This window comes from Blautia sp. St.27G3 (assembly GCF_059728505.1).
Window position 1 is genome coordinate 64,807 of record NZ_BAAGFO010000004.1, and the last position, 16,940, is coordinate 81,746.

Here is a 16,940-nt window from a genome sequence, read left to right on the forward strand (position 1 = left end):
CCCGGAAAAATATTTTCGGGCATTTTTTGAATATTAATATATCATAATTTACCGGACGTTAACAGGTATTTTGTGATTTACATATGATATAGGGAGACAATCGAATCGAGGTATCAGACGTGAAGCCTTTACTTGAGCTGGCTCATGTGAGCTACGCATACCACAGCAAAAACGGTGAGACGATTGCCCTGACAGATATATCTTTTCAAGTGAAAAAGGGAGAATTCATTGCAGTTGTAGGACCGAGCGGTTGTGGCAAATCCACACTGCTTTCTTTGATTTCCGGGCTGCTCCTTCCAGAGAGCGGCTCTGTTTTATTCCCGTGGGCAACGCAGCAGGTGGAAGATGACTATGTGCAGGAGTGCGCAGCCAGGGAGCACTGCGATAACAGAAACGTTGTGCAGGCAGGTACAGGATTTCGGGATAAAATTGGATATATGCTGCAAAAGGATCATCTGTTTGAATGGCGGACAATTTATAAAAATGTGATTCTGGGACTGGAAATACAAAAGAAACAAAATGAAGAATCTCTGGCAAAAGTAGAAAAAATGCTGAAAGATTATGGTCTGTACCGGTTTCGAGATGCAAGGCCGAGCGAATTGTCGGGCGGTATGCGGCAGAGAGCGGCTCTGATTCGGACACTGGCGCTGGACCCGGAGCTTCTTTTGCTGGATGAACCATTCTCGGCGCTTGATTTTCAGACGCGTCTGACTGTTTGTGATGATGTTGCATCCATTTTGCGCAAAGAAAAAAAGACGGCAATTCTTGTGACACATGATCTGTCAGAGGCAGTCAGCATGGCTGATCACATTGTTGTTCTTACGAAACGACCGGCAACGGTACGGACGATCCTGGAACTGGATTTTGAGGAAAAAAATCTGACTCCGTTCGAGAGAAGAAATGCACCGGAATTTAAAATGTATTTTAATCAGCTGTGGAAGGAGATGGATGGCAATGAGCAGAAACAGTAACATTTCTTCCACACAGGAAAACTATTTGCGGCGGATGAAACATCAGCAGTACCGTATCAAAATTATTCAGATTTTGATTTTTTTCGTTTTTCTCGGCTTATGGGAAACGGCAGTACAGCTTTCCTGGATTGACGGTTTTATTTTCAGCAGTCCGTCACGTATTTGGAAGACCTTTGCAGGAATGTGGGAAGACAGAAGCATCTTCCTTCATATGGGAATTACAGTGGCAGAAACGCTGATCAGCTTTGCGCTCGTCGTTGTGCTTGGAATCAGTATGGCGGTTCTGCTCTGGTATAACGAAGAATTGTCCCGCGTGCTGGAACCATATCTTGTTGTACTGAACAGCCTGCCGAAATCGGCACTTGCACCGCTTCTTATCGTATGGCTTGGTGCAAACATGAAGTCTATTATTGTGGCCGGGATTTCGGTGGCAGTATTTGGAACGATTCTGAATTTATATACCGGGTTTACAGAATTATCGCCGGATAAGATCAAACTGATTTACACCTTACGCGGCAGCCGCCGGGATGTTCTGACAAAAGTTATTCTGCCGGGCACAATTCCACTGCAACTGAGTGTGATGAAAGTCAATATAGGTCTTTGTCTGGTGGGGGTTGTGATTGGAGAATTTATCGGAGCAAGACAGGGGCTCGGATATCTGATCATATATGGAAGCCAGGTGTTCAAACTTGACTGGGTGATCATGTCTATCATGCTTCTGTGCATGATTGCCATGGTATTGTACGGAATTTTGAATCTGATCGAGAAGAGATGTCTGCGCAGACGTTAGTTCATATGCTTTGAGTAACAAGCCGGGAAGCGGGGGTGTGCGGATGCTGACTGTACAGAGATTTGCTTCCGGGCAGTCTAAGACTGTCCGGAAAAACGCTCCTGGCGTGAAAATACACAGCCGCAGTAATCCTGACGGTACAGGCCATATTCGGCTGAAAGTGCAATCGAAGTTTTATAGCCATTTTTCTTTTTGAAATCGGAGGGGAGCCAGCGGACGCCATATTGTCCGGAAAGTTCTTCGCCGATTTCGTTTAGTTTTTGTGCGTTTTTTAAAGGGCTGATGGTGAGTGTGGTTGTAAAATAGTCAAAATTTCCCTCCCGGGCGACGCGTGCCGCCTCTTCAAGCCGCAGCCGGAAACAGGCATGGCAACGGCTTCCTCCTTCCGGAATCTGTTCAAGGCCGCGGACAGCGTCGTAGAATTCCTGCGGCAGAAAGCGGCCTTCGATCAGAGAAACCGGATAACGAAACGGCATCTGCGCAATCAGACGTTTTTGTTCCGCTACGCGGTGAACATATTCTTCTTCCGGGTAGATATTTGGATTGTAGTAGAGTACTGTGATCCGGAAATAGTCGGAAAGGTAATGCAGTACGTAACTGCTGCATGGTGCACAGCAGCTGTGCAGCAGCAAAGAGGGCGCAGGAGGACAGGTTGTATCAGATGGTTCTGTCAGGTGCTCCTGTGTCAGTATTTTTTCCAGGTCTTTTTGATAGTTACGTTTTTGTATCTGAGATGCGGGCATGGGCGGCCTCCTGTTTGATTTCCCGTTTTTTGCCGGGGATATTTCTTTTATCTGTGCAAAGGCACCGGGCAGGCAAAAAAGCCTGCACGTGCAGGTAACGAATACTGTGAGTTATGTTTACATGTTGCACAGCAAGTATAGCGGAAATCGGTCCGGACTGCAAGCGGATATCAGTTCGAAATCAGTCTGATTATGAGGGAAATATGAGGGAATTCTTCATTGACACAATATATTGATTTTGATAAGATAAAAATGGTATTTGTATACATTTCGTCTGATGTTTTATCTGCTTTCTGGTGGTAAAACGCAGGCAACAGCACATTGGAAACAAGGGATTTACGATGATAAGAGAAGATACCTGGCTTGAAAAAAGCAGGGAAAAGTTATGGTTTTCTTTTTTACTGAATGCTCTGATTCTGTTCGTTCTTCTGGCCGTGTTCCGGCCGGTATATGAGACAAATGACGATATGGGAATTGCAGGGCTGGTAAACATGGTGAAGGGTGAGAGCGATGCACATGTGCTGTTCCCACGCTATTTGTTTGGTTTGTTGTGGGAGCTGCTGTACCGTTTGCATCAAGGTGTTCCGTGGCTTCCGCTTTTTGAGTATTTTTGTATGTTTTTTTCGTTTACTGCGATTACATATGTGCTGATACGAAAGCTGAAAAGTAACTCATCTGTCTGGATTACAGCCATTTTGGTATTCTGGTTTTCCTATGAGGGATATATTCAGGTACAGTTTACAAAGACGGCAGGGATTGTATCTACAGCCGGGTTATTACTTTTGTTCTATGCTGTGACACAGGAGAAGGTGTCGGGAAAAGCACTGGTTTTGGGTATGTTATTTTCCTGCACTGGTTTTATGTTTCGGAAAAATCAGTTTTTTGCGGAGGCAGCGCTTCTGACCGGAATCGGTGTATATCTGCTTTTGCAGCTTCGCGGTAAAGGGAGAAAAGAGCAGTATAAAAATTTTTTGCTGTATTTCGGAACCTTTGGCTCCCTGTTGATTTTCGTTTTTGCTTTACGTATTGTGAATCAGCAGTGCTATACCTCACAGGAATGGCAGGTGTTCCGGCGTATGAACAGCGTCCGCAGGGACCTGTATGACCATGGATTTCCGCCGTACGAGGAAAACAAAGAGGCATATGAGGAACTGGGGATTGACGAAGTGTCTTACCGGATGCTGCGTTCGTGGAACCAGATGGACACAGAGCGGTTTGATGTGGAAACTCTGGAAGGAATCCTTGCGCTGCGTCAGCAGAAAAAACTGACGCCCGGTCTGGTGAAAAACTTTGTGCGGGAGTTTGCCGCGAAGATTTTCAAGGTTCCGTGTTTTTACTGTTTTGTGCTTATATGTATTTACTGGCTGCTTTGGGGAAGGCATGGGAAGGCTGAGCTCCTGGCACTTTTTTATGAGTCGTTTGCAGTGTTTTTTGTGTACCTGTACCAGTATTATGACGGTCGTTATCTTCTGAACCGTGTGGACGTAGGGCTTTGGCTGGCGGTTTCCTGTACGGTTTTATGGACCTTTGCGAAAGAACAGGAATATTTTCCGGCAAGGACAGGAGCGGCTCTGACGGTTACTGTGACGCTCCTGCTTGTATATGGGTTTCGCGGCGAGTGGAGAGTGAATGCGAAAACGGATTTGGAGAAAATGATGAAAAACCGGTCAGCGCTTGAGACCATTCATGAAGATGCGGAGCACGTCTATGTGACAGCGGTGAAGACGGTTTCTTTTCACCAAAGCTATGAGGTGTTTGATGCAGTTCCCTCCAATATGGCAGAAAATATCTGTCCACTCGGGGGCTGGACAGCAATCACTCCGCTGTACCGACGGGCGGCAGAACGCTATGGTATTACAAATCCGATTAAGGATGTGATCGGAAACGAAAAAGCATATCTGGTGACAGGGGATATTGATTTGATGATGGAATATATTCAGGTACATTATGACCAGAATGCGAAAGCCGAGATCGTTCATGATTTCGGAAAATATAAGGCATATGCAATCCAGAAGGGGGATTAAGGAAGAAAAAATCAGGACTGCGCATATCCACACAGAGTTTTTATTTTTAGAACAGAGCCGATGTGACGCGGTTTCTGAATATGGGAGGAAGGAAAATGAATATGAGACGTTTATCAAAATTTTTATTTTTGTATCTGCTGTTTTTGGTTTTCTGGTTGCTTCCGGCTCAGTCCGGAATGGCTGCGAGCAAATATCCGGGAAATGTAAAGAACCTGACTCTGAAAAAGCAAAGCGATACGTCCGTCAAGCTGACCTGGACGAAAGCATCCAATGCCACGGGGTATCGAGTTTATATTATTAATTCGACAACTGGTAAAAAGAAGAGCGTCGGTACGACAAGAGGAACTTCCTGTGTTGTCAATAAGATGGAGGTAGGGCGCGAATATGTTTTCCAGGTTTATGCATATCGGAGAAGCGGAAAGAAGGTATACTGGAGTAAGAAGGGGTCTCCGATGGCGCGGATCAAAACCACGCTCAGCAAACCTGGAACGATCAAGAATTTCCGCCTGGTCTGCTATGGGAATAATTCTGTATTCCTGGCCTGGAATGAGGCGAAAAATACGGATTATTATATTGTTTACCAGTACAACTGGGATACCCGCACGTACGAAAAAATAGGAAGTACGAAGGAAAATAACTACCAGGTAAAAAAACTGAAAGAAGGAGAAAAGTATTACTTCAAAGTACAGGGGTACCATACGGCTTCCGGTCAGGAGAAATATGGAAAACTGTCTGACAAGGTAGGGGCAAGGGCGAAAAAAGTAGATGTCTCAGCTGTTCACGGGCGCTACTGGAGTGCGACCGTGAAGAAAAACATCAAAGCGACCAATACGACGACAGGAAAAAAGGTGACTCTGAAAAAGGGCACGAAGCTTACGACAACGAAAAAGTCAAATGATTCGGTAACGGCCATACTGAAAAATGGCAAAAAGGTGGAACTGAAAGGTTCAAATCTTTCCTACGGAAATCTTTCAGTCACAAAGAGCAACTATACCAAGGCACAGCAGGAAGCGTTTGTCAATGGGAAGGGCTACAGCAGTCAGACTGATTATCTGATATGGGTAAACCAGTATACGTGTACGACCTGCATTTTCAAGGGTTCGAAAGGCGCTTGGAAGCTTGTCCGCAGTATGATCTGTGTGGTAGGTAAGGACGGCCATTCGCCGGTGGGGATTTTCAAGCTCCATCATCGGGTGACAGGATATGGAAGACCGAAGATTTTCTATACATGGAGCGATAAATATATGGAGGGAAATTCCTTCCACAGCAGGGTTGACAGTACGACAAGAGGGGCAGCGTCAGGAGGCTGTGTCCGCCTGGGCGATTCAGATCTGTATTATCTGGCTAATAATTGTCCAATGGGAACAACGGTTGTCAGCTATTAAAAATATGAGATAGAAAAAGCAAAAAAGAAAAGAGGAAAAAACATGGCACAGTTGTGGGGCGGCCGTTTTACAAAAGAGACGGATCAGATGGTATATGAATTTAATGCATCCATTTTGTTTGACAAAAGGTTATATAAGCAGGATATCAAAGGCAGTATGGCGCATGTGAAAATGCTTGCGAAGGTAGGGATTTTGACAGAGAAGGAATGCGACGAGATTCTGAACGGGCTGGTCGGCATTTTGCAGGACGTCGAGCAAGGGAATCTGAAGATTACAGCGGAGTATGAGGATATTCACAGCTTTGTGGAGGCGAATCTGATCGAACGCATTGGAGAGACCGGAAAGAAGCTGCACACAGGGCGCAGTCGGAACGATCAGGTGGCGCTGGATATGAGGCTGTATATCCGCGATGAGCTGAAACGCACGGACGGACTTCTTCTGGAGCTTTTGAAGGTGCTTGCACGCATCATGGAGGAGAATCTTGATACGCTTATGCCAGGTTTTACCCATTTGCAGAAAGCGCAGCCAGTCACACTGGCGCATCATGTGGGGGCATACTTTGAAATGTTCAAAAGAGACCGGCTCCGTCTGGAAGACATTTGTCGCAGGATGAATTACTGTCCGCTTGGAGCCGGGGCTCTGGCGGGGACGACGTATCCGCTCGACCGAGAATATACGGCTGAGCTGCTGGGCTTTTACGGCCCTACAAAAAACAGCATGGATTCCGTTTCAGACCGGGATTATGTGATTGAATATCTGTCCGCACTGTGTACGGTTATGATGCATCTGAGCCGCTTTTCGGAAGAGATTATTATCTGGAATTCCAATGAATACCGTTTTGTGGAGCTGGACGATGCGTACAGCACAGGCAGCAGTATTATGCCGCAGAAGAAAAATCCGGATATTGCCGAGCTGGTACGTGGAAAAACGGGCCGTGTGTATGGGGCGCTAATGGGGCTTCTTACGACAATGAAGGGGCTTCCGCTTGCGTATAATAAGGATATGCAGGAAGATAAAGAGGGCGTATTTGATGCGATTGATACGGTAACGACCTGTATCACGCTGTTTACCGGCATGGTGGATACCATGAAATTTAACAGACAGGTGATGGAAGATTCAGCCAAAAATGGCTTCACGAACGCGACGGACGTAGCAGATTATCTGGTAAATCGCGGAGTACCGTTTCGGGATGCGCACGGGATTTCCGGGCGTCTGGTGTTGAAATGCATTGCGCAGGACAAAGCGCTGGATGACCTTTCTCTTGCGGAGTTTCAGGAGGAGAGCGCTGTTTTTGAGGCAGATATTTATGAGGCCATCAGCATGAAAACGTGTGTGGAAAAACGACTGACGCTCGGTGCACCGGGGGAGACGGTGATGCGTCAGGTGCTTGAGGAAAATCGAACGTATCTGGAAGAAGCAGAAGAAAATGCTTGACAGATTAAAAAAAACGGCGTATTTTAGGTAAAGACACTTGTGCGTCGCAGAAAAACAAGAAAACAGCGGCGTTCCAGTCAGGTGAGACAGCCTGTGGGAAGGCCGCTGTAGTTATGAGGAGAATGAAAAATGAGTCAGAAATTAAGAGTTGGTATTCTGGGAGCAACTGGTATGGTAGGGCAGAGATTTCTTGCTCTTTTGGAGAACCATCCGTGGTTTGAGGTTGTTGTGGTAGCGGCAAGCCCACGCAGTGCAGGGAAAACATACGAAGAGGCCGTAGGCGGCAGATGGAAGATGACAACGCCGATGCCGGAAGCAGTGAAAAAGCTGGTGGTTATGAATGTCAATGAGGTGGAGAAGGTTGCCGCAGAGGTGGATTTTGTTTTCTCCGCAGTGGATATGTCAAAGGATGAGATCAAAGCGATCGAAGAGGCTTATGCAAAGACTGAGACGCCGGTTGTTTCAAACAACAGCGCACATCGCTGGACACCGGATGTGCCGATGGTAGTGCCGGAGATCAATCCGGAGCATTTTGATGTAATTGAATCCCAGAAAAAACGTCTTGGGACGACAAAGGGCTTTGTTGCTGTGAAGCCGAACTGTTCCATCCAGAGCTATGCGCCGGTACTGACTGCCTGGAAGGAATTTGAGCCGTACGAGGTAGTTGCCACAACGTATCAGGCGATTTCCGGAGCTGGAAAAACCTTTAAGGACTGGCCGGAGATGGTAGAGAATATCATTCCATATATCGGCGGAGAGGAAGAAAAGAGCGAGAAAGAGCCGCTCAGACTTTGGGGACAGATCGAGGACGGTGTAATCAAACCGGCCCAGGAACCGAAGATTACGTGCCAGTGTATCCGTGTTCCGGTACTGAACGGACATACGGCAGCCGTATTTGTGAAATTCCGTAAAAAGCCGACAAAGGAGCAGCTGATCGAGAAGCTGGAGAATTTCAGAGGAATTCCGCAGGAGCTCGACCTTCCGAGCGCACCGAAGCAGTTTATCCGGTATATGAGCGAGGATAACCGCCCGCAGGTACAGCTGGATGTGGATTATGAGAATGGAATGGGCGTGTCAGTCGGACGTCTGCGCGAAGATTCCGTTTATGATTTTAAGTTTGTGGGTCTGTCTCACAACACCGTGCGCGGAGCGGCAGGCGGAGCAGTGCTGTGTGCAGAGACACTGAAGGCAAAAGGTTACATTCAGGCGAAGTAAGGACCAAAATACAAAATTCTGGTTGCCAAAATTGCAAAGAGTAACGTATAATAGGGCTGTTGCGGAATTTTATCTGCAGCAGCCCTGCTTTGTGCAAAGCACACGTTTGTTTCTGCACAGGATGCAAAAAGATTCCGTATCCGTTGCAGGAAAAGCAGAGTCTGGAGGATTTACATGAAGAATCTGTTTATTGCGGAGAAACCGAGTGTGGCTCAGGAATTTGCCAAAGCGCTGAAAGAGAGTATGAGGCGCGGCGACGGATATCTGGAGTCAGATTCCTTCGTTGTGACATGGTGTGTCGGTCATCTGGTGACAATGAGTTATCCGGAGGCGTACGACGAAAAATACAAAAGATGGAGTCTGAATACACTGCCTTTTCTTCCGAATGAATTTTTATACGAAGTGATCCCCAACGTAAAAAAACAGTTTGCAATTGTCAGCGGGCTTTTGAAGCGGGACGATGTGGGAACGATTTATGTCTGCACCGATTCCGGGCGGGAGGGAGAATACATTTACCGTCTCGTGGAACAGATGGCCGGCATAAAAGGCAAGCCGCGAAAGCGGGTATGGATCGACTCGCAGACAGAGGAAGAGATTCTGAGGGGAATCCGGGAGGCAAAAGATCTTTCCGAATACGATAATCTATCTTCAGCCGCATATCTGCGGGCAAAAGAAGACTATTTGATGGGGATTAATTTTTCGCGGTTGCTGACCCTGAAATACGGAAATGCAATCTCGAATTATCTGGGAACGAAATATTCGGTGGTATCGGTAGGACGTGTCATGACGTGTGTGCTTGGCATGGTGGTCCGGCGGGAGCGGGAAATCCGCCAGTTTGTGAAAACGCCGTTTTACCGGGTACTCCAGAAGCTCGACATTCAGGGAAAGACACTGGAAGGAGAATTTCGGGCAGTGGAGGGCTCTGGTTATTACTTATCCCCGAAGCTGTACAAAGAAAATGGTTTCAAGGAGAAGAAAGATGCACAGGAGCTGATTCAAAGGCTGCAAGAGCGGTGCGGCGATCCACTGGAAGCCATTATTGATTCTATTGAGAAAAAGAAGGAAAAAAAGAATCCGCCGCTTCTCTATAACCTGGCGGAGCTTCAGAACGAATGCTCGCGTATGTTCAAGATCAGTCCGGATGAAACGCTTCGGATTGTTCAGGAATTGTATGAGAAAAAGCTGGTGACGTATCCGAGAACGGATGCAAGAGTTTTGTCTACAGCAGTATCAAAGGAAATCTACAAAAATATTTCCGGCCTGCGCAATTTTGCTCCGGCAAAAGAATTTGCCGAGGAGGTACTGGAGAGCGGGAGCTATAAAGGAATTGCCAGAACGCGGTATGTAAATGACAAACAGATCACAGACCACTATGCAATCATCCCGACGGGACAGGGCATGAATGCACTTGGCTCGTTAAAAGGAAATGCATTTGGCGTCTATGCGGCGATTGTACGCCGGTTTTTGAGTATCTTTTATCCGGCAGCGGAATTTCAGAAGATCAGTATGGTCACTGCAATGGAAGCTGCGACAGGAAGAACAGCGGAAGACAGCATAAGAAAAGAAAAGTTTTTCCTCAGTTTTAAGGTCCTGCTGGAAGAGGGATACTTTAAAGTCGCTGGAAACCCTTACGATAAAAAACCAAAGGGAAGCACGGAAGAGGCGAAGGAAAAGGAAGCAGAAGGTCTGAACGGGAGCGGGGATGGCACGCCGGAAGGTCAGGAGGAAGCTCAGTTTGGCAAAGAGCTGCTGGAGCTTTTAAAGGGCCTGAAAAAGGGCATGAAGCTTCCGGTAAAAGCACTGAACATCAAAGAGGGGGAGACATCTCCGCCGAAACGTTACAATTCAGGTTCTATGATTCTTGCAATGGAAAACGCCGGGCAGCTGATAGAGGATGAAGAGCTTCGCGCTCAGATCAAGAGCTGTGGTATCGGTACAAGTGCGACGAGGGCAGAGATTCTGAAAAAGCTGGTTTCTAATAAGTACATAGCGCTGAATAAAAAGACGCAGATTCTCTCGCCAACACTCATGGGCGAGATGATTCACGATGTGGTTTTTTATTCGATCCGTTCTCTGCTGAATCCGGAGCTTACGGCAAGCTGGGAAAAGGGATTGAACTATGTGGCAGAAGGAAGTATTACGAGCGACGAATATATGCAAAAGCTTGAGCATTTCGTCCGCTCGCGCACAGATGGCGTGCTGAACTTGAACAATCAATATGCGATGCGGCCATTGTTTGATGCAGCGGCAGCTTTTTATAAAGCAGAAAATAAAACGAGCGCTACAGCTCAAAAGGCTGCATCCAAAAGCAGAAAAAAACAGTCTAAGAAGACAGAATAAAAAGGAGTGTGTTACGATGGAAACGTGTAAAATTAAAAATTTATACAATTTGAATGAAACAATAGCGTCTGCCTTGTTTGAAGGCGCAGAGTATCCGTGGGAGGTGCTGCCAAAGATCAGCGCATTCATTCTGGAGCTGGGAAGCACACTTTCGAAGGAGGAATACGACCAGGTCAGTGAAAATATCTGGATTGCCAAATCTGCAACAGTGGCTCCGACTGCTTATATCGGAGGACCGGCGATTATTGGGAAAAATGCGGAGGTTCGCCACTGTGCCTTCATCCGTGGCAATGCGATTGTAGGAGAAGGCGCGGTAGTCGGAAATTCCACAGAATTAAAAAATGTAGTTCTGTTTAACAAGGTGCAGGTACCGCATTACAATTATGTAGGAGACTCTATTCTGGGCTATAAGGCACATATGGGCGCCGGTTCGATTACCTCCAATGTAAAATCAGATAAAAAGCTTGTGGTGGTAAAAGAAGGGGAACAGCGTATGGAAACCGGACTGAAAAAATTCGGTGCAATGCTCGGCGACGAGGTGGAGGTAGGCTGCGGTTCCGTTTTGAATCCGGGAACTGTCATTGGCCCGCGCACAAACATTTACCCGCTTTCATCCGTGAGAGAGGTCGTTCCGGGCAACTCCATATACAAAAAGCGTGGAGAAGTAGTAGAAAAGCAGTAAAGTGATCTGTGATGGATTGATATGATAAAGGAGTAACTCTATGTCCAAAAGCAATACGTATGATGCGAGCAGTATTTCTGTTCTTGAGGGATTGGAAGCTGTCCGCAAACGTCCCGGCATGTATATCGGTAGCGTTTCGCGTAAAGGTTTAAATCATCTGATTTATGAAATTGTTGACAATGCGGTGGATGAGCATCTTGCCGGATTCTGCAGCCAGATTGAAATCTATCTGGAAAAGGACGGGTCCGCGACAATTGAGGACAATGGCCGCGGTATTCCGGTCGGCATGCATGAGAAAGGGATGTCTGCCGAGCGGCTGGTATTTACCACGCTTCATGCGGGCGGAAAATTCGATGATACCGTATACAAGACGAGCGGAGGGCTGCATGGAGTGGGTTCCTCTGTGGTAAATGCGCTTTCTACATGGCTGGATGTACAGGTCATGCTGGATGGCAAAATACACCATGACCGTTACGAGCGGGGCGTTCCGGTTATTGAGCTGGAGCATGGCCTGCTGCCTGTGATCGGAAAAACAAAGCAGACAGGAACGCGCATTCAGTTCCTGCCTGATCCGGAAATCTTTGAAAAAACACGGTTTTCTGCGACGGAACTGAAGAGCCGCCTGCATGAAACTGCCTACCTAAATCCGGCGCTGAAGATTCATTTTGAGGACCGCAGAGGTGCGGAGACAGAGGAGATTACTTATTTTGAGCCAGAGGGAATTACCGGTTTTGTGCGCGAACTGAACCAGAAATCAGAGGCGGTCTGCGAGCCCGTTTATTTTAAGGGAGAGGCGGACGGTATTCAGGTGGAAGTGGCATTTCAGTATGTCAATGAGTTCCATGAGAATGTCCTTGGTTTCTGCAACAATATCTACAACGCAGAGGGCGGTACGCATCTGACAGGATTTAAGACAACATTTACGACCGTGCTGAATTCTTATGCGCGTCAGATCGGAATACTGAAAGAAAAAGATGTCAATTTTACCGGGGCAGATATCCGGAACGGTATGACAGCAGTCGTTTCAATCAAGCATCCGGCGCCGCGTTTTGAAGGTCAGACTAAGACAAAGCTTGATAACCAGGATGCTGTGCGGGCAGTTGGTAAAGTGACCGGTGAGGAGATTGTCCTGTATTTTGATAAACATCTTGAGATTTTGAAAAGCATTCTGAGCTGCGCAGAGAAGGCTGCTAAAATTCGCAAAACAGAAGAGCGCGCCAAAACGAATCTTTTAACGAAGCAGAAGTATTCGTTTGACAGCAACGGAAAGCTGGCGAACTGTGAAAGCCGGGACAGTAGCATCTGTGAGATTTTTATTGTCGAGGGAGATTCCGCAGGAGGTTCTGCCAAGACGGCGAGAGATCGGAATTATCAGGCAATTCTGCCGATTCGAGGGAAAATTCTGAACGTAGAGAAGGCCAGCATTGACAAAATCCTGGCAAACGCAGAGATCAAGACGATGATCAATGCTTTTGGCTGCGGTTTTTCGGAAGGTTATGGAAATGATTTTGATATTTCGAAGCTGCGTTATGATAAGATTGTGATCATGTCGGATGCTGATGTGGACGGCGCACATATCTGTACGTTGCTGCTGACGCTGTTTTATCGTTTTATGCCGGAGCTGATTTATGAGGGGCATGTTTATATTGCGATGCCGCCGCTATATAAGGTGATTCCGTCCAAGGGGAAGGAGCAGTATCTGTACGACGATAAGGCTCTGGAAAAATACCGCAGGACCCACAAGGCGCCGTTTACATTGCAGCGGTATAAAGGACTTGGCGAGATGGATGCAGATCAGCTGTGGGAGACCACGCTGAATCCGGAAACCCGCGTGATGCAGCGTGTTGAGATTGAGGATGCCAGGATCGCATCGAATGTGACGCAGATGCTGATGGGGACAGAGGTACCGCCGCGCAAGGCGTTTATTTACGAACATGCACAGGATGCGCTGCTGGATGTGTAATGGTGGAACACCTGTGAAATTTTTTGAAGAGAGCTTCGTGAATGTTTGCAGGACAAGAAAGAGGATAAGGAGAAGGGTATATGGATGGACAGATTATTAGGGCAGAATATTCTGATATTATGCAGAAATCTTACATCGATTATGCGATGAGTGTAATTATCTCACGTGCACTTCCGGATGTCCGTGACGGACTGAAACCGGTACAGCGCCGAACGCTGTATGATATGTATGAGCTGGGGATCCGTTATGACAGGCCTTATCGAAAATGCGCCAGAATTGTCGGGGATACGATGGGTAAATACCATCCGCATGGCGACAGTTCGATCTATGAAGCTCTGGTGGTTATGGCGCAGGAATTTAAAAAGGGTATGCCGCTTGTGGACGGACACGGAAATTTTGGTTCGATCGAAGGAGACGGAGCGGCTGCGATGCGTTATACGGAGGCGAGACTCCAAAAGGTGACGCAGGTTGCCTTTCTGGGTGATCTCGACAAAGATGTCGTAGATTTCGGGCCAAATTTTGATGAGACGGAAAAAGAGCCGGTGGTGCTGCCGGTGCGGATTCCGAATCTTCTCGTAAACGGGTCGGATGGAATTGCAGTCGGGATGGTGACTTCTATCCCGCCGCACAATCTTGGCGAGGTGATTGACGCAGTTAAAGCATTGATCAAAAACAACAGACTATCCGGCCAGGAATTGATGAAATATATCAAGGGGCCGGATTTTCCAACAGGCGGCATTGTGGTAAATGAGAGCGAGCTTGCCGCTATTTATGAGACGGGCCAGGGTAAAATCCGCCTGCGCGGCAAAGTAGAGGTGGAGCAGCAAAAAGGCGGAAAGGAACGCCTTGTCATCACGGAGATTCCGTACACGATGATGGGGGCCAATATCGGTAAATTCCTGAACGATGTGGCGACTTTGGTGGAAACGAAAAAGACGACGGACATTGTGGATATTTCAAATCAGTCATCCAAAGAAGGAATCCGGATTGTACTGGAGCTGCGTCGCGGAGCAGATGTCGAGCGCTTGAAAAACCTCCTGTACAAAAAGACGCGTCTCGAGGATACGTTCGGCGTCAATATGCTGGCTGTGGCAGATGGCCGTCCGGAAACTTTAAGCCTTCGTCAGATTTTGGAATATCATATTGATTTCCAGTTTGAGCTGGCAACCAGAAAGTACCAGAACCTTCTGGAAAAGGAAGAAAAGAAGCGGGAGATTCAGGAAGGACTGATTCGTGCCTGCGACATGATTGATCTGATTATTGAGATTCTGCGTGGCAGCAAAAGTCGTGAGCAGGTCAAAAACTGTCTTGTGAACGGCGTGACAGAGGGGATTCGGTTTAAGACAGAAAAATCCAGAAAAATGGCGGAGAAACTGACATTTACAGAGGCTCAGGCAAATGCGATCCTGGATATGCGCCTCTATCGTCTGATCGGGCTGGAAATAGAAGTGCTTATGAAAGAACATGAGGCTACGTTGAAAAACATAGCCGAATATCAGGACATCCTCAATAATTACGGTTCCATGGCCACGGTGATAATGAAAGAGCTGGATTCGTACAAAAAAGAATTTGGCCGTCCAAGAAGAACTGCGCTTGAAAATGCGGAGCAGATTGTTCTGGAGGAACAGAAGATTGAGGAAGTGCCGGTCGTATTTCTGATGGATCGCTTCGGGTATGTCCGGACGATTGACAGTGCAGTCTATGAGCGTAACAAAGAAGCGGCGGATACGGAAAACAAGTATGTGATTCACTGTCTGAATACAGATCGGGTCTGTGTGTTTACCGATACCGGAAAGGTGCATCTGTTGAAAGTGCTGGATGTGCCGTACGGCAAGTTCCGTGATAAGGGAACTCCGATTGATAATCTCTGCAATTACAGCAGCAGTGAAGAAAATTTTGTGGCAGTGATGGCGCTGAACGATATGAAAGATACGGTACTCACGTTTGTGACAAGGCAGGCTATGATCAAGCAGGTGGAGGGCTGTGAGTTCGACGTGGTATCAAAACGTACGATTGCGGCGACGAAGCTGCAGCAAAATGATGCGGTTGTGGCTGTATATACGCCAGAGGAGCAAGCTCATATTGTTTTGGCAACAAAAGAAGGATTTTTCCTGCGTTTTCCTGTGGCAGATGTCCCGCTGAAAAAGAAAACTGCAGTCGGCGTACGCGGCATGAAGCTTTCTGAGAAAGATGAGGTAGAGCATGTATATTGGCTGGAGGGAAGCGAAGTGCCGGAGGCCTCTTACCGAGGAAAGCCGGTACATTTGAACCGCCTGCGCATTGGCAGCCGTGATACGAAGGGGGCTAAAGCACGCAGCTGATTTTGTTTATCAGAAGAATCGGGAATCGAATCAAAAGACAGAAACGAGGGAAAACTTCACAATAACAGGCCATTGATTCGGTTTGTTTTTTACAAAAAGAAGACTGGTATTCTGTCGAATGCTGTGATAAAATGGGGAAGCATATTATGGACAATTTAACTCATTACACAAATTTCAGGAGGTAAATGCAATGATTTGTAAGGAAATCCCCAAGGTTTTGTATTGCCATATTGGCGGTTCCGGTACCTGGGGCTGTGAGTTTCCGGAAGAGGTAGGATTTGAGGGGCTTACGGTTCTTAAAACAGGTATGGAATTTGAAACGCCTTATGGCACAACAGTTCCGATGAAGTTGTACGAGCTGGACGCATCTGTAACGGCAGATCACAAACCGCGTCAGGTTCTGTACTGTCCGTTCCACGGGTGGGCACATCTGTCCGCATTCAACGAGACACCGAGCGAGCGGCTGTTCTGGGTACTGAAGGAAGCGGGGGTAAAATATATTCTGGCTGACGGAAGCGGCGGTGGAATTAATCCTCTGCTTGAGCCGGGTGATCTTATTGCACCTACAGATTTTATTGATTATACAAAGAGAATTTCATATTTAGAGCAGTTTAATCCGCTGGTTACCCGTATGAGAGACATCGTATGTCCGGATCTGCATGACATTCTGGTAGAAGAGGCACAGAAGGATTTCCGCCGCGTGTTCCGTACAGGCGTTTATGCTGTTTCGGAAGGGCCGCGTTTTGAATCTGCTGCCGAGGTGCGTATGCAGTGGAATGCCCATTGTGATATCTGCGGACAGACAATGATGCCGGAGGCAGCTCTTGCCAGAGCGATCGGGGCACATTATGCGTCTATTTACTTGATCAGTAATTACGCGGAAGGAATCAATCCGCAATGGGAAAAAACCATTCACGCAATTTATGAGGAAACGGCTCCTAAAATCGGAAGAATTATGATCCGTTCGATTGCAGCCATTGATCCGGAGAAGATTGCTTGCCATTGCGATGATAATCTTGTAGGAACCAATATTGGTGAACATAACCGTGGCGTATAAGAATACATAGTATGG

General features: G+C 47.1%; 12 protein-coding genes. 11 read left to right on the plus strand and 1 reads right to left on the minus strand.

Annotated elements, in window-relative coordinates; translation table 11 throughout:
- Positions 1–119: 119 nt before the first annotated feature.
- A complete protein-coding gene (locus AC6I2O_RS17690; protein WP_120391489.1) occupies positions 120–971 on the plus strand; it encodes an ABC transporter ATP-binding protein in 852 nt (283 codons plus the stop codon).
- Positions 955–1,761, plus strand: coding sequence for an ABC transporter permease (locus AC6I2O_RS17695; protein WP_497743381.1), 807 nt, complete (start codon positions 955–957; stop codon positions 1,759–1,761). The genes AC6I2O_RS17690 and AC6I2O_RS17695 overlap by 17 nt, the downstream gene beginning before the upstream one ends.
- Positions 1,762–1,838: 77 nt before the next feature.
- Here the strand turns inward: AC6I2O_RS17695 and AC6I2O_RS17700 are convergent, their stop codons facing one another.
- Positions 1,839–2,504, minus strand: coding sequence for an epoxyqueuosine reductase QueH (locus AC6I2O_RS17700; RefSeq protein WP_497743382.1), 666 nt, complete (start codon positions 2,502–2,504; stop codon positions 1,839–1,841).
- 341 nt (positions 2,505–2,845) lie between these two features.
- Between AC6I2O_RS17700 and AC6I2O_RS17705 the strand changes: the two genes are divergently transcribed.
- From AC6I2O_RS17705 to AC6I2O_RS17745, 9 genes are all read left to right on the plus strand, one after another.
- Positions 2,846–4,528, plus strand: coding sequence for a hypothetical protein (locus AC6I2O_RS17705; RefSeq protein ID WP_497743383.1), 1,683 nt, complete (start codon positions 2,846–2,848; stop codon positions 4,526–4,528).
- 95 nt (positions 4,529–4,623) lie between these two features.
- Positions 4,624–5,913 carry a fibronectin type III domain-containing protein gene (locus AC6I2O_RS17710; RefSeq protein ID WP_497743384.1) on the plus strand — a complete coding sequence of 430 codons (1,290 nt, stop codon included), beginning with the start codon at positions 4,624–4,626 and terminating at the stop codon, positions 5,911–5,913.
- Positions 5,914–5,955: 42 nt separating this feature from the next.
- Positions 5,956–7,347, plus strand: coding sequence for an argininosuccinate lyase (gene argH / locus AC6I2O_RS17715; RefSeq protein ID WP_120391495.1), 1,392 nt, complete (start codon positions 5,956–5,958; stop codon positions 7,345–7,347).
- 129 nt (positions 7,348–7,476) lie between these two features.
- Entirely contained in the window at positions 7,477–8,562 is a 1,086-nt protein-coding gene (gene asd, locus AC6I2O_RS17720; RefSeq protein WP_120391496.1) for an aspartate-semialdehyde dehydrogenase, read from the plus strand.
- 174 nt (positions 8,563–8,736) lie between these two features.
- A complete protein-coding gene (locus AC6I2O_RS17725) occupies positions 8,737–10,902 on the plus strand; it encodes a DNA topoisomerase (RefSeq protein WP_497743385.1) in 2,166 nt (721 codons plus the stop codon).
- Between the two features lie 16 nt (positions 10,903–10,918).
- Positions 10,919–11,584: an acyltransferase gene (locus tag AC6I2O_RS17730; RefSeq protein ID WP_120391498.1), complete on the plus strand. Its 666-nt coding sequence runs from the start codon at positions 10,919–10,921 to the stop codon at positions 11,582–11,584.
- Positions 11,585–11,624: 40 nt separating this feature from the next.
- Positions 11,625–13,547, plus strand: a complete 1,923-nt coding sequence (locus AC6I2O_RS17735) for a DNA gyrase/topoisomerase IV subunit B (RefSeq protein WP_120391499.1) — start codon at positions 11,625–11,627, stop codon at positions 13,545–13,547.
- Positions 13,548–13,627: 80 nt separating this feature from the next.
- On the plus strand, positions 13,628–15,868 hold the full coding sequence (locus tag AC6I2O_RS17740; protein WP_120391500.1) for a DNA gyrase/topoisomerase IV subunit A: 2,241 nt from the start codon (positions 13,628–13,630) through the stop codon (positions 15,866–15,868).
- A 190-nt stretch (positions 15,869–16,058) separates the two neighbouring features.
- On the plus strand, positions 16,059–16,925 hold the full coding sequence (locus tag AC6I2O_RS17745; RefSeq protein WP_120391501.1) for an MTAP family purine nucleoside phosphorylase: 867 nt from the start codon (positions 16,059–16,061) through the stop codon (positions 16,923–16,925).
- Positions 16,926–16,940: the final 15 nt, after the last annotated feature.

Coding starts and splice junctions, on each gene's coding strand:
- AC6I2O_RS17695 (WP_497743381.1), top strand. CDS start 955: ATGAGCAGAAACAGTAACATTTCTTCCACACAGGAAAACTATTTGCGG.
- AC6I2O_RS17700 (WP_497743382.1), bottom strand. CDS start 2,504: ATGCCCGCATCTCAGATACAAAAACGTAACTATCAAAAAGACCTGGAA.
- AC6I2O_RS17705 (WP_497743383.1), top strand. CDS start 2,846: ATGATAAGAGAAGATACCTGGCTTGAAAAAAGCAGGGAAAAGTTATGG.
- AC6I2O_RS17710 (WP_497743384.1), top strand. CDS start 4,624: ATGAATATGAGACGTTTATCAAAATTTTTATTTTTGTATCTGCTGTTT.
- argH (WP_120391495.1), top strand. CDS start 5,956: ATGGCACAGTTGTGGGGCGGCCGTTTTACAAAAGAGACGGATCAGATG.
- asd (WP_120391496.1), top strand. CDS start 7,477: ATGAGTCAGAAATTAAGAGTTGGTATTCTGGGAGCAACTGGTATGGTA.
- AC6I2O_RS17725 (WP_497743385.1), top strand. CDS start 8,737: ATGAAGAATCTGTTTATTGCGGAGAAACCGAGTGTGGCTCAGGAATTT.
- AC6I2O_RS17730 (WP_120391498.1), top strand. CDS start 10,919: ATGGAAACGTGTAAAATTAAAAATTTATACAATTTGAATGAAACAATA.
- AC6I2O_RS17735 (WP_120391499.1), top strand. CDS start 11,625: ATGTCCAAAAGCAATACGTATGATGCGAGCAGTATTTCTGTTCTTGAG.
- AC6I2O_RS17740 (WP_120391500.1), top strand. CDS start 13,628: ATGGATGGACAGATTATTAGGGCAGAATATTCTGATATTATGCAGAAA.
- AC6I2O_RS17745 (WP_120391501.1), top strand. CDS start 16,059: ATGATTTGTAAGGAAATCCCCAAGGTTTTGTATTGCCATATTGGCGGT.